At 54.0% G+C, this 17,492-nt stretch carries 14 protein-coding genes; 7 read left to right on the forward strand and 7 right to left on the reverse strand.

The genetic code is table 11. From position 1 onward, the window contains the following. Positions 1-255: 255 nt before the first annotated feature. The 4 genes from UF64_RS00400 to UF64_RS00415 all read left to right on the forward strand — a co-directional run bounded on the left by UF64_RS00400 (position 256) and on the right by UF64_RS00415 (position 5,034). The gene (locus UF64_RS00400) at positions 256-1,038 is read left to right on the forward strand and encodes an AraC family transcriptional regulator (RefSeq protein WP_082049377.1); all 783 of its coding nucleotides are present in this window, start codon (positions 256-258) and stop codon (positions 1,036-1,038) included. 121 nt (positions 1,039-1,159) lie between these two features. Next, positions 1,160-2,065, forward strand: a complete 906-nt coding sequence (locus UF64_RS00405) for a DMT family transporter (RefSeq protein WP_044826641.1) — start codon at positions 1,160-1,162, stop codon at positions 2,063-2,065. A gap of 504 nt (positions 2,066-2,569) precedes the next feature. Next, positions 2,570-3,991: a sulfotransferase gene (locus UF64_RS00410; protein ID WP_235284912.1), complete on the forward strand. Its 1,422-nt coding sequence runs from the start codon at positions 2,570-2,572 to the stop codon at positions 3,989-3,991. Between the two features lie 68 nt (positions 3,992-4,059). After that, positions 4,060-5,034 (forward strand): adenosine deaminase, encoded by a 975-nt coding sequence (locus UF64_RS00415; protein ID WP_044826643.1) that lies wholly within the window; start codon positions 4,060-4,062, stop codon positions 5,032-5,034. Between the two features lie 3 nt (positions 5,035-5,037). On the opposite strand, the gene UF64_RS00420 is transcribed toward UF64_RS00415, so the two are convergent. The 3 genes from UF64_RS00420 to UF64_RS00430 all read right to left on the reverse strand — a co-directional run bounded on the left by UF64_RS00420 (position 5,038) and on the right by UF64_RS00430 (position 7,820). Then, positions 5,038-5,958: an alpha/beta fold hydrolase gene (locus UF64_RS00420; RefSeq protein WP_044826644.1), complete on the reverse strand. Its 921-nt coding sequence runs from the start codon at positions 5,956-5,958 to the stop codon at positions 5,038-5,040. A 21-nt stretch (positions 5,959-5,979) separates the two neighbouring features. Continuing rightward, positions 5,980-7,266 carry a carboxylesterase gene (locus UF64_RS00425; protein ID WP_044826645.1) on the reverse strand — a complete coding sequence of 429 codons (1,287 nt, stop codon included), beginning with the start codon at positions 7,264-7,266 and terminating at the stop codon, positions 5,980-5,982. Between the two features lie 149 nt (positions 7,267-7,415). Next, complete coding sequence (locus UF64_RS00430) at positions 7,416-7,820, reverse strand: OsmC family protein (RefSeq protein ID WP_044826646.1); 405 nt, start codon at positions 7,818-7,820, stop codon at positions 7,416-7,418. A 199-nt stretch (positions 7,821-8,019) separates the two neighbouring features. Between UF64_RS00430 and UF64_RS00435 the strand changes: the two genes are divergently transcribed. Both UF64_RS00435 and UF64_RS00440 read left to right on the forward strand, forming a co-directional pair. After that, a complete protein-coding gene (locus tag UF64_RS00435) occupies positions 8,020-8,352 on the forward strand; it encodes a hypothetical protein (protein ID WP_044826647.1) in 333 nt (110 codons plus the stop codon). Between the two features lie 183 nt (positions 8,353-8,535). Then, positions 8,536-10,194, forward strand: coding sequence for a diguanylate cyclase domain-containing protein (locus UF64_RS00440; RefSeq protein WP_235284913.1), 1,659 nt, complete (start codon positions 8,536-8,538; stop codon positions 10,192-10,194). Positions 10,195-10,240: 46 nt separating this feature from the next. Here UF64_RS00440 and UF64_RS19555 read toward each other — a convergent pair whose 3' ends face one another. The 4 genes from UF64_RS19555 to UF64_RS00460 form a co-directional block, all read right to left on the reverse strand. Then, on the reverse strand, positions 10,241-12,073 hold the full coding sequence (locus UF64_RS19555) for a sulfotransferase family protein (protein WP_052657390.1): 1,833 nt from the start codon (positions 12,071-12,073) through the stop codon (positions 10,241-10,243). Between the two features lie 103 nt (positions 12,074-12,176). Continuing rightward, positions 12,177-13,949 (reverse strand): tetratricopeptide repeat-containing sulfotransferase family protein, encoded by a 1,773-nt coding sequence (locus UF64_RS00450; protein ID WP_052657391.1) that lies wholly within the window; start codon positions 13,947-13,949, stop codon positions 12,177-12,179. Positions 13,950-14,086: 137 nt separating this feature from the next. Further along, positions 14,087-15,496 carry a type I glutamate--ammonia ligase gene (glnA, locus tag UF64_RS00455; protein ID WP_044826648.1) on the reverse strand — a complete coding sequence of 470 codons (1,410 nt, stop codon included), beginning with the start codon at positions 15,494-15,496 and terminating at the stop codon, positions 14,087-14,089. 62 nt (positions 15,497-15,558) lie between these two features. Continuing rightward, positions 15,559-15,897: a P-II family nitrogen regulator gene (locus tag UF64_RS00460; protein ID WP_007091888.1), complete on the reverse strand. Its 339-nt coding sequence runs from the start codon at positions 15,895-15,897 to the stop codon at positions 15,559-15,561. A 389-nt stretch (positions 15,898-16,286) separates the two neighbouring features. Between UF64_RS00460 and UF64_RS00465 the strand changes: the two genes are divergently transcribed. Further along, the gene (locus UF64_RS00465) at positions 16,287-17,459 is read left to right on the forward strand and encodes an aminotransferase (RefSeq protein WP_044826649.1); all 1,173 of its coding nucleotides are present in this window, start codon (positions 16,287-16,289) and stop codon (positions 17,457-17,459) included. Positions 17,460-17,492: the final 33 nt, after the last annotated feature.

The raw sequence follows: 17,492 nt of genomic DNA on the forward strand, positions 1-17,492 counted from the left end.
TCAAGATCTCCATTCCGACCGTCGCGCTGCTGGCTTTGGCCAATCGCTTTGTTGTTGTGTCGTCAGCCTAGCATGTGCCGCGCGGAGATAAAAAATCCAGCCTAGAAGTTTTATCATTCAAGGCGATAGCGGCCCTGTTCACTCTGATACGGTGTGGCTTGCCAATTCGCTCACACATCGAAGAGCGCGAAACGATTGGTCAAAGGGCGGTGCGCTGCTATTCTGGGCCAATCCACTTGCCCCTCAGAGGACCAAATGCAGTACAGCATGCGGCAATACCGCGCCGAAGCGCAAAGCCACAGTCACAGCGATTTCCATCAGATCATCATCTCCGAGCTCGGCAAACTCGAGATGGAGGTCGAAGGACGCGGTGGTGAGGTTTGCGGTCGGCAACTGGCCTTTGTCGAGGCGGGTAAAACCCATGCCTATCGGGCGGAGGGGCTTAACCGCTTCCTTGTCCTTGATGTCAATGCGGATCTGGCCCATCGCACCGGTCTTGAGGCGCTCTGGCATCGCCATGGCAGTTCTGCGACCTATCTTGAAGTCGGCCTTGGTCATCAGCGCGGGTTGATCGGTCTTTTGGGTGGTCTGGCGACCGCCGATCCGCACGAAAGTAGTGCCGGGGCAGGGATGCTGGATGGTTTGAAAACGCTGCTTCTGCGCAGTCGTCAGACAAGCGGCGGTCTTGCGTATGGCAAGACGGATCTGCCATCGCGCCTTGTCCGCACCATGGCCTGGGCCGAGGCCAGATTGGGCGAGGAGATCACAATCACCGAGCTCGCAACCATTGCCGCGCAATCGGAAAGCAGCCTGTTTGCTGCCTTTCAAAAGCATGTCGGGACAAGCCCGATGCGCTGGCTAACCGAGCAACGCCTGCAGATGGCCATGGCGCTTTTGCGCGATCCCGAGGTCTATCTTTCGATGTCTGATCTGTCAAACGCCGTCGGCTTCGCCGACCAAAGCGCATTTTCCCGTGCCTTTTCACGTCGCTTTGGCTGTGCGCCAAGGACGATACGTCCGGATGCGGCCGTTCTTTAAAGCCAAACGCGCAACTCATACCGTTTCGTTCATGTCGAGAACTTCTGGAGTTTGGGCAAAGACCTGATGCCCGAACGGGTGCATCTTCCGTTCTTGTAAAATGGCAAGAACGGATAGCTCCATGAAAACGGTTGATGAAAAACGCAAGGCAACGCTGATCGGAGTGATTGCTGTGGTCCTTTGGGCCTTGCTTGCCTTGTTTACCACCGAACTGGCATCCATTCCGCCTTTTCAACTGGTGAGCCTGTGCTTTGCCGTTGCCAGTATTTTTAGTGCACTCTGGATCACTTTGCGCGGTGGCAGTGTCGTGCACGCTTTGCGTCAGCCACTTGGCGCTTGGGTGCTCGGGGTTGGTGGACTGTTTGGCTATCACTTCTTCTATTTCGTAGCACTGGCAAACGCGCCCGCGGTTGAGGCGAGCCTGATAGCCTATCTCTGGCCGCTTCTGATTGTGTTGTTCTCGGCACTTCTGCCCGGTGAACGCCTTAAATGGCAGCATCTCGTGGGGGCTGCTTTGGGATTGTTTGGTGCAGTCCTTCTGGTCAGCAGGGGGAAAAGCCTGTCGTTCGATCCGGCATTTACGTTGGGCTATGGTGCGGCTGTTATCTGTTCTTTGCTCTGGTCGGGCTATTCTGTGCTTAACCGACGCTATCGCAACGTTCCGGTGGGGGCGGTGTGCGGCTTTTGCGCAGGCGCGTCGTTGCTCGGCTTTGTCACACACGGTTTGCTCGAAACTTGGGTGATGCCAGACGCGATACAATGGCTGGCCATCCTCGGCCTTGGGCTCGGGCCTGTTGGAGCAGCCTTCTTTGTCTGGGATCACGGGACCAAACACGGTGACATTCAAATCCTCGGGGTTGCCGCCTATGGCGCGCCGCTTCTCAGTACCTGTTTGCTGATTGCCTTCGGAAAGGCGCTTGCAACGTCTGCAATCATTGTTGGCTGTATCCTGATTGTCGGTGGTGCTGTTCTGGCGTCTGCGAATTTTTTGTCTGGCAAGCGAGGGCGTTCACTTTCTGCGGAATAGGTTCACGAAACCGGCCCCTGTTACATATCGGTCACATTTACGTGATTATACGCAATTTCCGCAATATTTGTGCTGTGCGGCAATATTTAAATGACTTATAGTCGGTCTGTGCTTGGGGAGGGGGCGTAGTAAACAGTTTACGCATCCAGGGACAGATGAATGACGCAGCCAAAAAAAGACATTGCGCTCGAAATGAAGCAGGCAATGTCAGCCGCGCAGTTTAGGCAGGCCGCCAAATTCGGCGCCCAGCTCGTGCGTCTGCACCCAAAACGAACCGACCTCCAGATCATGACAGCTGTCAGCGAGCTACAGGCTGGTTTGCCAGATAATGGGGCAAGAAGACTGAAGAAGCTGTTTGCTTCCTTGCCCTTTGGCGACAGTTATTTCCCGGCTGTTACAAAGAATTTTCTGCAATACGCAGAAGCATTTAATGACTACGGATCATTAGAGTCTTCAATCCGTAAACGCCTTCGTGCGGCGCCGCACAACGATATGTTGTCAGCGATGCTCGCCGACGTCATTTTTCGGCGTGAAATCGTTTCAAGTCCCGGACTGTGCCATGCGCCTCGTTTGGCGGAAGCCGTTCAGATTTTGCGCAATATTCCCGAAAAAAGTACGAAGTTCGAGGACAGTCAAAAGCTTCTGGCACGCATTTATCTTCACCAGGAAGAATATCAGTTGGCATCCAGTGTGCTCGAAGAATTACTCGCGCGTGCCCCAGGGGACATTTCAGTCCGAATGCTTTTGGCGTCGTCTTATGCGATTGCAGGCAGGGATGAGGATGCGGTTTCAAACAGCCTCGCAATTATCAAAAACAAACCGGACTATAGTGCGCAGCCTTACCTGATCATTTCCTTTATGCGCCCACAGGCCATGCCGGACGGGGCGAAGACGGTACTTGACGGCATCGTGAATAATGCCGGGGCAGACAGTGGAGAACGCTACAAGGCGGCATTTGCGTTGGCCAAGATTGAGGAAGTTAAAGGTAATATGCAGGCGGCCTTTGAATATTATCAGAAAGGGCACGTTGCTGATCGTTCGGGGCGTCCCTTTGACATCAAGCGTGAACTTGGTGAGCTGCAAAAACTGCGTGATCTGGTGAGTGCTCCGCGACAATCGACCATGGTGTCAGCCGATGCAGATGATCCCGCAGGACCAAAGCCCATCTTTGTTGTCGGCATGCCGCGATCTGGGACCACGCTTACCGAACGTATTCTTGGCGCGCACCCGGATGTGCATGCTGCTGGTGAGATTGGTGATCTTTCGAAGGCTGTTACTGATGTCGTTGGGCCGGGGCAGATTTCAGAACAGACAGCACGCATCGATACCAAGGCGGCTGACAAAATTCGCAAGCAGTATCTGGAAGCAATGAAGGCCTATGCGCCGGACAAGCGATTTGTTACCAACAAAACACCGGCGAACTTCCTGCGCATTGAGATGATCCGGCGTGTCTTCCCGGATGCGCCGATTATTCATACACACCGTCATCCTTTGGCGACATGTCTGTCGATTTACACAACGCCATTTGCCATGCCGATGCGCTATTCCGACGATCTGGGAGAGTTCGCACAATATTATCGCGGCTATGTCGATCTGATGAATGCCTGTTTTGAAACCGATCAGAACGGACAGATTTATGATTTGTCATACGAAGATCTGGTATCTGATCCCGAAGCGGTAGCACGCGATTATCTGGCTCATTGCGGACTGGATTGGCGGCCGGAATGTCTGGAGTTCTATCGCGCGGGCAAGGCTGCTGCGACGGCCAGCATGATCCAGGTGCGCCGTCCTATCAATCGGGATTCTGTTCAGAAATGGCAGCGGTTTGAGCCCTATATCGGGCCGTTGGCAGCGCTGGCCGACGATCCGGAAATTCGTCAATGGCGGGCGGCGGTCAAATCATCGCGGCGTGCGGTTGCCGCGTGACCTTCAGGCGTGCTTCGGGTTAGAAGGTATCAGAAGGAAAACGATACCGAGAAATCCGGAGCACCGCGATGACCAGCACCATTCCCAAGGCCGAACTGCATTTACATCTTGAAGGTGCGATGACGCCTGCACTTGTGCGCCGTTTTGCCAAGCGTAATGGCCTGACCCTGCCTGATGACATCTATGATGATCAGGATCGCTATCTCTGGGATGACTTTCCGGAATTCCTCAACAGCTTTGACAAGGCCAGTGCGGCGATCCGTACCAAGCAGGACTATGCCGACCTGACGTCCACCTATCTGATCGAGCAGGCAAAGGTCGGAACCCTTTATGTCGAGATTTTCTGTTCTCCAACTCATGCGGCCAATTGCGGCTTGTCCTTTGACGATCACCTTGAAGCCGTGGTCGCGGGAATTGATCGCGCCGAAAAGGAAACCGGGATCATTGGCCGGATCATCATGACCTGTGTGCGCCATGTCGGGCCGGATATTGCGGTCAAGGTTGCGCGTGAAACGGTTGCCTGCGGGCACCCATATATTGTCGGGTTTGGTATGGGCGGCAATGAAAGCATGTTCACGCAGGAAGATTTCTATCCGGCCTTCAAGATCGCCCGGGACGCAGGCCTTGGCTGTACGACCCATGCTGGCGAAGTTGAAGGACCGCAAAGCGTCTGGGATGCGATTGAAAAACTTCCTGTAACCCGGATCGGTCATGGGGTGCGGTCCATCGAAGATCAGAAACTGGTTGAAACATTGGCCAAGCGTGAGATCGTGCTGGAAGTCTGTCCGGGGTCAAATATCGCGCTTTCAGTGTTCCGGGATTATGCATCCCATCCATTGCGCAAGTTCTACGAGGCCGGGGTCAAGGTGACCCTTGGATCGGATGATCCGCCGTTTTTCTTTACCTCTCTGGCGGACGAATATCAGCGCGCTGAAGAGTTGTTTGGTTTTAGCCCGGAAGAGTTGACAGGGCTGACCCGCACGGCCATCGAAGCCGCCTTTGTTGACGAAGACACCAAAGCAAAGCTTTTGTCTAAGCTTTAAGCGTCAAGTGGACTTGCAGCGCGCGATATGCGCATCAAAAGCCTGCCAGAACTTGTTGCGATAGAGATCGCGTTCTTGAAGTATCTCATGACGGGCTTCGGGGATTTCCGTGATGGTGATGGAGGGCACATTGCCAAACAGATCTTCGGTGGTCTGGTTGGAAACAACCTGATCATTGCCGGCCAGAACCATGGTGATGGGGGGTAGGGACCATGCGCCCGATTTCATCTGCTCTATGCGGTCTGAAACCGATGCCTGTGCCTTGAAACAGGCATCCAGCCAACCAGCAGAAACACCGCCGACCACAAGGTTCGGATGCTTTTGCAGGATCGCGACATTTCGGGCATGGCGGGCGACGTCCGAAGTCAGGATGTTATCGGGCACAAATTTGGTCAGCGGGCTGAGTTTGCTTTGGCCAGGCAGGTATTGCTTGTCAAAGCCGTAACGGCACATGCTGTCAGCAACGAACTGTGCCGCGAGCGACAACCAGTCATGGCCGCCCAGACCAAAGAACGGGGCGACCATTACGGCACTTTCCCACAAATTCGGTTGATCAAGCATCATCACCATGGCCACCAGACCGCCGGTCGAGTGGGTCAGCACAATCGGGCAGGTGATCCCGTGATTATCGCAGACATGGTCGATAACGTGGCGCGTATCGGCGATATAGTGCGCAACGTCATGGATATATCCCATCACTGGATCGCTGGTTTCACGCGATGAGCCGCCATGGCCGCGAAAATCAAAGGTGACGCAGCCAAAGCCACGTTCAGAAAGCTCGTCTGCGGTTTCCTGATAGCGCTCGATATACTCCCCACGCCCTTGCAGGATAAGAATATGCTGTCGCGTATGATCTGGTGTCTGCACGCCATAGCGCAGGCTGATGCCGTCCGGTGTTGTGAGGGTGTTGATCGCAAAGGTCATCGGATGGCTTTCAGGTCCTGATTACTCGTTTGCGAGTGCGGTTGTGATGAAGGCCGTCATTTTATCCATCATACCCGCGAAATCCGGATTGAATGTCCCACGGCGCAAGCTGCCGTCAGGGGCAGTATCAAAAAGATTGCGCTCGCCATAAAGAACATCCGTACCGGTTTGGCACCGGGTTAGCGCATCGCCCGCGTCATAATGCCCGCAATCGGGAACGGCACCCTCCAGCCCGTAAAACGGGTCCTCGGGGCTCATGGTAATCGCTGTGTGGGCGTGGTTGAGTGTGCGCAGCTCACGATTTTCAGAGCGCACGATATCAATGTCGTCGCAGGATGCGGTGCCATTGGGGGCGGGCATCTCACCCTGATACCAGATCAGGTGCTTTTGAACGCTTGTGACCTTGTGACAGAAGAAGTCACCGACCAGCTCAGGATTGATCGTCTGATCGTCCGAGCTGACAACGCCGAAGACGGGTACATCAAAGTCGGGCAGGCTGCCGTCGCCGTAAGGCTTGGTCAGCAGATAAAACTCCGCCGCGGCATTCATCGCCATGGAGCCATATTTTCCCGGATCACTGTTTTCACCCTGACCGACCCAGTCTTTGACATAGCGGACATAGGGGGTCAGCCAAGCCTGTTCGCTTTTGGCAGCTAACCCCGGCGAAAGCATGATAAGCGCGCTGGTTCGGTCCTTATTATGCTGTTCGCTATAAACCCGACCGATCAGGGCCGCACCGGTAGAGAAGCCCATCGGAATGATGTGTTGAACCTCATCACCAAAGCTGTTCATGCCGAAGCGAACTGTTTCAAGCCAGTCTTCATAGTCCACATCAAGCAAATCACCCGGGACAGTGCCATGGCCCGGAAGAAGGACGCCATGGAACACCGCGCAAGGGAAGCGACCCCGCAAATCATCGCGAATGTCGCTCAGCCAATAGGGACTGTCCGTCAGGCCATGAACCACCAGGAAGCCAACGCCATTGCCCTGTAAGCTGCTATCATCGCTGTTGCATGCCGCGCCAAGCGGCCCAAGTGCGTAGGGCGCGCGCATGTCGACAACCTGATCAAGGGTGTGTTCGCCGAACGGCTTTTCTTCCTCGGAAAAGCGCGTTTTTGAAAGCACGTCGCGCAATTGTTGGCGCGTGGATTGGACATAATCATCAAAGGACATTCCGGCAGCCGGTACCATAATAGGAGCACCCGATGGTTCAAGAGCCGCGTCATTCTTTGCGCAGGCGCCGGTTGCTAGCAGGCTGCACAGGGCAAGCGATGCCAGACCTGTTCTGAAGATGCGGGGCGTGCCCATGATGTTTGCTCCGTTCAGTTTCGCTGATGTGTCGTTTCTTTTGAATGTGTTGGCACGGATGTTAACGCGCGCGGTGGCATGGTGCGAGCAACAAAAAAGCGACCTGTGAACAGATCGCTTTTTGGGGCTGTTTGAACTGGTGAAAATCGTTACTCGATCAGTTCCCAGCTATGGGTGACTTCTGCGGCCTTTGACAGCATGATCGAGGCGGAGCAGTATTTTTCTGCCGAAAGTTCGACCGCACGACCGACCTTGGTTTCATTAAGGTTTTCACCCTTTACCTTGAAGTGCAGGTGGATTTTGGTGAAGACCTTGGGATCGGTTTCCGCGCGCTCGGCTTTGACGTCGGTTTCAACATCAAGGACGTTTTCGCGGCCTTTTTTCAGGATATGAACAACGTCAATCGACGAACAGCCACCGATACCAAGCAGAAGCATTTCCATCGGGCTCGGACCAAAACCGTTATCCTTGTCACCATCCATGACAACACCGTGGCCAGTGCCGCTGGTGCCGGTAAAGGTCAGGTTTTCAAGCCATTTTACACGCGCTTCCATAATCGCATTCCCATCTGTGAAGAGTTGTTACCCTAACCTCTAGCCCGCCTTGGGCGGGGCTGCAAGGTGAGATCGGTGACATTGGCGTGAAGCAGGATGAGAAATGCGACTATGAGTGGTAAGTTGTTATAGGAGTTTTTACTTTCCAGGCGGATACTGAAGCGATTATTCAGATACCTATGGTGCAGGAGTTACGGCCATGACACAGGACCCAACGCGCAGCAAAAGCCGTTTCATGATGGGCATGGAACATGTCCTGCGTGAGATCAATCACGAAGTCATCAGCCCGGCCATCCCGGATATGTCGGTGGAAAACGCTGTTCCCCTGATGATTACGGTCGCGCGCCTGCGGGCTGAATATCTGAAATTTGCCTTCCATCTCTGCGATGATCGCAACGAGGATCACCCGACGGCCGAGGAATTGGCAAAGCTCAAACACCTTCGCGAGAGCTTCCAGGAAATGCTGGCGGTGGCCAAGGAACTCGAACATTGCATTGATCGCGGCTATATCGATCTTCCGGTCAAAAAATAGCCCAATCCTGACAAGCACCGTGCTTTGATGGTCCCAGCCATAAGAAAAATAATGACTTATCCTTCAGTATATGCAATGGGTTACGCATATAAATATACAGGGCCGTCTTAAAAGGTCTGATCTGGGACATCACATAAAACATGAATAAAAGGGAGGGCGCTGCTTTGCAGCGCGCCAGGTGTCTTGTCAATCAGTGCGGATGTTGTGGCAACTGCGGCGTTGTCACGCGACAGTCTTGTTTTTCTTGATCCGAACGACCTGAAGGTCGTGTATGTCAATGCGGCAGCGGAAAAACAGCTTGGCGATGCCAAGTCGGTCTTGCGGCCGGGTACCGAGGTCAAACAGCTTCTCGCCTATCTTGCTAAGAATGGTGAATTTACCGAGGGCGACGCCGTAACGGCGGTGCGTACCGCTCTTGCATCGATTTCGTCGGGCAAGTTTGCCGAACTTCCTGGTTTTCGTCTGGGCAAGACTCCGTTTCTTTGGCATTGCGATGTTGGTCCGTCAGGCACGCTTGCGCTTGTATTGCGCGATGCTGGTCGGGCACTGGAACTGGCCAAGGCACTGGCAGACCATAAAACCTTTATACAGCACCTGATTGACGTTCTGCCAACCCCGGTTTATCTGAAAAACCGCGAAGGGGTTCTGACGCGCTGTAATGGTGCTTTTGCCGAACTCTTCGATCTTGATACCGAAGCCGCGATCGGCAAGCAGATGGCAGATTTTATGCCAAAGTCACTGGCGAAAACCATCGGGGAACTCGAAGCTCCTTTGCTTGAAAGCGACGGGCAGGTGCGCGATGAAATTAGTTTTGCCCTGACTGACCATGAATGCACCACCTTGTTTGCAGCCTCCACGCTTCGCGGGCCTAGCGGTGCGATTGCCGGGACCATTGGCTCGCTGATCGATGTCACCAGCCTCAAGCAAGCGCAGGCAGAAGTCGCGGAGGCCTCCGAGCGCCTGACAGGACTATTGGAAAGTGCACCGATCGGGGTCGGGATTTCCAGCCGCGAAAATGGTGTATTCCGGTTCTTTAACAGCACATTTGCCAAAATGCTCGGTCTTGCGGACGAGAAGGAGCCTTCGGACTCGATCCTGCTTTCCGAGCGGTATCGCGAGCAATCGCTCAAGGATATGGATGAGCTGGGTGAGTTGCAGGATGTCGAAATCCGTCTGCGCCGCCCGGAAATGTCCGAGGCACGCTGGCTTAAAACCTCGATCGAGCCGCTATCGTTTCAGGGCGAAGAGAGCGTGCTGTGGTGGACGAGTGACATCACCAAGCAAAAGCACGCCGCGCGTGAATTGCAAAACAAGGCCAATAATGACGAGCTGACCGGGCTCGCCAACCGGGCGCGCTTCATGCAGAAGCTAGATCAGTGTGAAAACGTCCTGCGCGGTACTGATACGCCGGCAGCGATCTTTATCCTTGATCTGGACGGGTTTAAAAAGCTTAACGATACACAGGGCCATGCCGCGGGCGATTGGGTTCTGATTGAAACCGGTAAGCGTTTGAAACGTGCCGCGCGCCGGGCAGAGGAAGTCGCGCGACTTGGCGGGGACGAGTTTACGCTGCTGTTCCTGAACAAGGGCGGTGAGAAGGAAATGAGCGAGGCAGCTGATGCGATTATTGCCGAAATGAGCCAGCCTTTTGTCTGGGAAGGACAGGATTGCGGTATTTCAGCTTCGATCGGTTTGGCAGTCTTTGATGGCGGTAGCTGTGATATGAGCGAACAGCTCCGCCGTGCCGACAAGGCAATGTATGAAGCCAAGGCGGCCGGAAAAGCCCAATATTGCCTCTATACCCCCGATCTGGAACCGGATCTGCATCAGGACGAGGCATAAGACGAGGCATAATAAGTCCTTTGGTTTTTTGTACCGGGTCCGGAGCCTAAGAGTTTAAAGGCAGTCCTGATTTATCCAGACCGAGCGTGTCGAGCAGCGGCTGCAGATAGTTTGCGTAGGGCTCCCAGTTTTTCAGGCCGTCACGATAGATCGGATTTCGCACCTGCATTGCGCTGTGGGTGCGGATTTGCCGTTTTGTCTTATGGAATTCCATGCAGGCGTCATCCCATTCAAGGCCGACGAAATCGATCAAACGTCGTGCTTCGGTTCCCAGATCATCTATCACATTTTCATAATCGACTTCGATAAAGCGATCTGCTGGTAGTACCTGACGCCAATGATGCATGAACTTCATATAAGTATTGTAATAATGGCCAAGTTCTTTCTGGTCATAGGCAAAGTTCTGAATGCCACCGAAACGGCGGTTATAAATTGAAAAGCAGGTCGCGACCGGGTTGCGACGGCAATGAATGATCCGGGTGTTCGGTAACATCAGTGCGATCATACCCGCCCGAACAAAGTTTGCGGGAAGCTTGTCAATGATACGGCGTGTTTTGTCAGAGCTAGCGTTGTTTGCCGCAATGCGCGAAATGCGCGCTAGTGTCTCTTTGCGATATGCCTGGCCGATCAGGTGAACAAATTCGTCGTCGTACTTTTCGAGCCTTTCGTGATTGGTGCTGGATTTCGACCTGTGTTCAATTAATCCGTGGTGGTGACGAGCCATAACATCAAGTTCGCCTGCGCCAAAAATCTCAGGGTGCGAACTCAGAATTTGCTCAATCAGCGTCGTTCCTGAACGCGGCATACCGACAATGAAGACATGTTGCGGTTCATCATCCTGGTTGCCAACAGGGGCCAATTGCGCAAAACGCTCTGCCGGAAATGCCAATTGCATATCGTCAAGCATGTTCTCGATTGCTGTGGGCGAATAAGTGATGCTCTCGCGCTTGATACGGTTGGCCTCGTCAAGCGCCTTCATCGCGGACCCGTAATTGTTTCCATCCATTTCCGTCTTGCCAATCGAAAACAGGAACATCTCGCGGTCTTTAGCAGGTAGGTTCTGATGCCTACCAGATGAATAAACTTGCTGCATAGCAGACTGGGTCGGGTGGTTTTGCGGGATTTTCGAGATCAGGCTCAGACAGTGCCATGCGCGAATGTTACGCGGTTCGGCTTTAAGAACGTTCTCGAATATTTTTTGCGCTTCCTCGAAATTGCCAAGTTCCTTGTGGCATTCGCCCAAGCTGATTTGGATATCGTTCAGGGCCCTGGTTTCACCGTTTTGCTGGGCCAGCGCGAAGGCATTGCCAAAGTGCTGCATGGCAGCCTGAATGTCGTCGAGTGATAAAAGAACTGCCCCCATTGCATTCCACGTATTCCAGTCCTTGGGGGCTAGGGAAATGGCGTGCTTAAGGTGCTGGACCGCCCGATGGACCCCTGCGAGGCGTGCTTCAAGAAGACCCAATTGCAGATGGACTTTTGCCTCAACCGGGTAGCGCTTTTGTGCTGCTAACAAAACGTTACGGGCCTGATCGCCATATCCCGAATTGCTCAGAATTGCCGCAAGATCGGTAAAATAAGCTGGTCTGGTTTCGGCACTATTGCACGCGCTTTCAAGACTTCTGATCGCTTTGTCTGTTTGGCCGGTTTCGTATAGAATCAAACCATTCAGCTGCATCAATTCACCGTTTTCAGGATGTTCCGCAATCAGTTTATCGCATATCTTGCGGGCGGTACGGCGGTGTCCTGATGACCATTGCTTGCGGATTTCAGTCAGGCCAGCATTCAATTTACGAGTTTGGGCAGGTACGAAACTGGCGTTCGTTTTGACATTCGTCGCAGGCGTTTTGGCTGGTCCGACAAGCTGATCATCAATCATCAACGGGGATCCTGTTTGCTCGATGGTTTTTGCAGTTCGTGCGACGGGAAACCGTCTAGAGCAAACACGGATCAGCTATAAGAAACTGGCGCTTCGGTCGGTTTTATTCTGATCGGTCCGGGATGATGTCCAGAGCCTTTAGAAGAGGTTGGATGTAGGGGGCGTAGGGCTTCCAGCGTTCGACGCTGGTCTGATAAAGGCCTTGGCGGACTTGTGCGGCGCTGGCGGTGCGGACGGAGCGTTCCGTCTTGTGGAACTCCAGCACGGACTCATCCCAAGACAGGCCCAGGAAATCAATCAGGCGGCGGGCTTCGGGTTCGATATCGGAAACAAGGTCTTCGTAATTGATCTCGATAAACCGGTCCTTGGGCAGGACCGCACGCCAATGCTCCATCAAGTCTTCATAGGCGCGATAGAACTCGCCAAGTTCCGTCTGGTTGCAGGTATAGACCTGCAGATTGGCGAACCTCTTGGAGTAGCATGACAGGCAGGTATCGACCGGATTGCGGCGGCAATGAATGATCTTGGCGCCCGGGACCGAAAGCAAAATGAGGCCAGCCCAAGAGAAGTTCCCCAGCATCTTGTCGATGACAACTTTGGTCGCTGGTTCCGGCGGATACATCGCCAGGACTTCCTCGCGATAGGATTTCGCAAGTTCTGTCAGCAAGGCCGGGTTTTGGATCTTGTCGTGATCTTCGGGCTGACTGGGGAAAAGAGTACCGAACAGTCGGTCCTTGAATTTAGGGAAGCTGCGTAATTCGCCGGTCGCGAGCGTATCAGGATGACTGCCGAGAATTTGCTCGGTCAGGGTACTGCCACACCGTGGCATGCCGACGATGAAAGCATGATCGGGGCCGTCAACGGTTTTTTCCGGTAGGTTCTCAAACATTGAGGCCGGAAAGTATTCGGCAATCGCACGCACACGCCCGCAGGCGGTTTTTGAATCATAGGCCTTGTGTGTCGGGGTATCTTCGGCGAAGTCCTGACGGCGCAGGGCATTGGCGGCATCAAGGTGAAATATCGCCTGCTTGGGATTCTTGCTGTCGATATAGGCCTTGCCAAGGGCAAAGCCGATCATTTCCCGATCGACCTTTGGCAGGTTGCCAGTATCCTTACTCAGGATACTTTCCATGGTTGGAATGTCGGGGCTGTCGGCGGTGAACTTTGTAACATCGGCAAGGTCATGCCATGCACGACCTGATTTCGGGTTTTCGGCGATGGCCTTGCGGAAATAGTCCGATGCACTCTCAAGATCGCCTGTATGACGTTTTGCTTCACCGATCTGAAGCAGGTTGTTGACCCTGCGTTCCGGTTCGTCCGGAGCGAGTTCCTCTGCGCGGGCGAGGTATTCCAAGGCCTCTGCCTCGCGCCCGACCTTGAGCAGGGCGGAGCCAAGGTTGTTCAAGGCACGCCAGTTATCGGGGCTGAATTGCACGGCCTTTTCAAGGATGGTGATGCCCTGGTTAATGTGTTCGCCTTGAATAAGGTAAACACCAAGGTCGCTATAGGTCTGTCCGTCTGTCGGGAATTTGCGAACGGCGGCAAACAGGATTCGCTGCACCAGATCATACTTGCCAGCCCCGGCAAACAAGCCGGCCAGTTCGCGAAAATAGTCGATCTTTGTATCGGGCAGATTGCAGGCGGTCTGCAACAGTTTTGCTGCCTCGTTCAGATTGCCGGTCGCGCGGTGAATTGTGGCCATCATCATAAGCGCCGGGCCATAGTCAGCTGCAAGCGAGAGCGCCTGTTGCGCCTGTGCCTGCGCATCAGAAGCCTTGCCCGATGCCAGCGCGTTTTCTGCGCTTCGGATCAGTTTGTCGGCCTTCTGACGATTGCGCTTTTGCGCGAAACTGGGCGGTACGGCTGCCTTGCTCATGAAGCTGATTAAATCCCGATACGAACGGCTGGGTCAACCCTATCGGCAAGGGGTGATCAAACGGTTTAAGCGGAAACGAAAAACGCCCGGCCAATCGGCCGGGCGTTTCCCGTAAACATGGTCTTCCGGATGGAAGATTAGCCGCTGTAGTACATGTCGAATTCGACCGGATGCGGCGACTGTTCGAAGCGAATGACTTCTTCCATTTTCAGGGAGATGTATGCGTCGATCAGATCGTCGGTCATAACATCGCCTTTTTTCAGGAAGTCGCGGTCTGCATCGAGGCTGTCGAGAGCTTCGTGCAGCGAACGGCAAACGGTCGGAACTTCTTTGAGCTCTTCCGGCGGAAGGTCATAGAGGTTTTTGTCCATTGCTTCACCCGGATGGATCTTGTTCTCGATACCGTCAAGGCCAGCCATCAACATTGCGGTGAATGCGAGATACGGGTTGGCAAGCGGATCCGGGAAGCGGATCTCGACGCGTTTGCCTTTCGGAGACGCGGTGTACGGGATACGGCAGGAAGCAGAACGGTTACGAGCAGAGTATGCCAGCAGAACCGGTGCTTCGAAGCCCGGGACCAGACGCTTGTAAGAGTTGGTCGTCGGGTTGGTGAAAGCGTTCAGGGCTTTCGCGTGCTTGATGATACCGCCGATGTAGTACAGAGCGGTGTCAGAAAGGTCCGCATAGCCGTTACCTGCGAACAGCGGCTTGCCTTCGTGCCAGATCGACTGGTGCACGTGCATGCCCGAGCCGTTGTCACCGAAGATCGGCTTCGGCATGAAGGTCGCGGTTTTGCCATACTGGTGTGCAACCATGTGGATGCAGTACTTGTAGGTCTGAACGGCGTCAGCATGTTCGATCAGGGTGCCAAATGCGATACCCAGTTCGTGCTGCGACGGAGCAACTTCGTGGTGGTGCTTTTCGCAACGCACGCCCATTTCGTTGATGTAGTTGACCATTTCAGCACGGATGTCGTTTGCCGAGTCAACCGGCGGTACCGGGAAGTAACCACCCTTCGGACCCGGACGGTGGCCGCGGTTGCCGCCTTCGAATTCGGTGCCGGTGTTGTACGGACCTTCTTCGGAGTCAAGCGCGTAAGCCATGCTTTCCTGCGAGGTGCTCCAACGAACGTCGTCGAACAGGAAGAATTCCGGTTCTGCGCCGAAATATGCGGTGTCGCCGATGCCGGCAGATTTCATGTAAGCAAGCGCGCGTTTCGCGGTCGAACGCGGGCAACGCTCGTAACCCTGGCCGGTAGCCGGTTCGATAACGTCGCAAACAATGATGAGGGTCGGCTGTGCCGAGAACGGATCAACGACAGCGGTCGACGGATCCGGCATCAGAATCATGTCAGATTCGTTGATTTCTTTCCAACCGGAGATCGACGAACCGTCGAACATGATGCCGTCAACAAAGACGTCTTCGTCGATCGTGCAGATATCCTGCGCGGTGTGCTGCCATTTACCTTTGGTATCGGTAAAGCGCAGATCGACAAACTGGATGCCTTTTTCTTTGATCAGATTAAGTACAGAAGCAGCGTCAGACATGATGCAACCCTTTAAAACTCATAAACAGTTACCGTACGGTGTTCTTTCGAAAGCGTGACCGATCAGATCGCGTCGTTGCCCCGTTCACCAGTACGAATACGGATCGCGTCCTCGAGTGAGGAAACGAAAATTTTACCGTCGCCGATACGCCCGGTATGAGCGGCTTGCTGGATTGCCTCAATCGCACGCTCGACAAGCGTGTCCTCGACGACGATTTCCAGCTTTACCTTCGGCAGAAAGTCCACAACGTACTCGGCGCCGCGATACAGCTCCGTATGACCTTTCTGACGTCCGAAACCTTTGGCTTCGGTGACGGTAATCCCTTTGAGACCGATCTCTTGAAGGGCCTCTTTTACCTCGTCAAGCTTGAACGGCTTGATGATGGCTTCAATTTTTTTCATTAGCGCCCTCTGCTTTTTGGCGAGAGTTGCGTTGAACTCTATAAAGCGTAATGCTTCGCCCGCTGACTATTGCACGGACCATGCCAGTTTTCACCGGCCACGGCATTCTAAGGATTCTCGTTGCGAAAACCCAGCAAAACCCATGAGTTTTTTACGATTTTCCGACTTGTTGCTGACTGCGTTTTAGGCAAGATGTTCAAAAATTATGCAAACGCACTGTTTAGAAGCCGGGCACGCCGCTTCAAACCGTTCCGGACTTGCCATTCGAGGGTCTTCATGCGACAGGATTTGCTATGCAAGGGTTCTATCAGGCGTGAAAATATGCACGATGAACGGGACTCGACCGGAGGCCACCATCCGGTGATTGACCATTATATAAAGGACGCCTCATGACCGAATTTGTCGGCAATCCGCTTTTCGCTTCGGGCGGGATCACGATCTTTGAAGTGATGAACGAACTGGCCATCAAGCACAAGGCCATCAATCTGGGGCAGGGTGCGCCGGATGAAGATGGTCCGGCCGATATTCGCGAGGCCGCGGCCAAATCACTGACCGATCTGTCCAACCAGTACCCGCCGCTGGCCGGCGTGCCCGAATTGCTTCAGGCCGTTGCCGATCATAACAAGCGGTTCTATGGCATCGAGGTCGATCCGAAAAAAGAAGTGCTGGTGTCTGTCGGTGCGACGGAAGGTCTGGCGGACGTTATTCTTGGGCTGGTTGCGCCGGGTGATGAAGTCATCCTGATCGAGCCACTTTATGACAGCTACCTTCCGATGGTGAAGCTGGCCGGTGGCATTCCCAAGCTGGTGCGCGTCACCCCGCCGGAGTGGGAATTGCCGCGTGAAGAGCTTGAAGCCGCCTTTTCGGAAAAAACCAAGCTGATCCTGCTGAACTCGCCGCAAAATCCGTGCTCGAAGGTTTACCGCGAGGACGAGCTGCAATTCATCGCCGATCTTTGCATCAAGCATGATGTGATCGCGCTGTGTGACGAGGTTTATGAGCATCTGGTCTTTGATGGGCGCAAGCACACGCCGCTGATGACGTTCCCAGGTATGCATGAACGCACCGTGCGGATCGGGTCGGCGGGCAAGACCTTTTCGCTGACGGGCTGGAAGATCGGCTATATCACGGCCTGTGCGAAACTGATGGAGCCGATCAAGAAGGCCCACCAGTTCCTTGTCTTTACCGTTTCACCCGCGCTTCAGCATGGTGTGGCGTTCGGGCTGAACAAGGATGACGCCTATTTCGAGAACTTCACCGCAGAGATGGAAGCCAAGCGCGACTATCTGATGAAGGGCTTGAAGGAAGTCGGGTTTGATGTGCTGGATTCCCAGGGTACCTACTTCATCACCTGTGATTTCCGCCCGCTCGGTTATGATTGTGATGATGTCGAATTTTGTCAGATCATGATCAAAGAAGCCGGCGTGGTCGCCATTCCGGTTTCGGCCTTCTATCAGGGCGAAGATGGCGGCGTGCGCCATTTTGTCCGCTTCTGCTTCTGTAAGGACGAAGCCAAGATGGATGAAGCGATTGCGCGGATGAAAAAGGCGTTTGCCAGGTAATTTGGGCGCCAATCAGCGATCAAAATGAAAAAG

The organism is Thalassospira sp. HJ (genome assembly GCF_000948415.1).
Taxonomy (GTDB): domain Bacteria; phylum Pseudomonadota; class Alphaproteobacteria; order Rhodospirillales; family Thalassospiraceae; genus Thalassospira.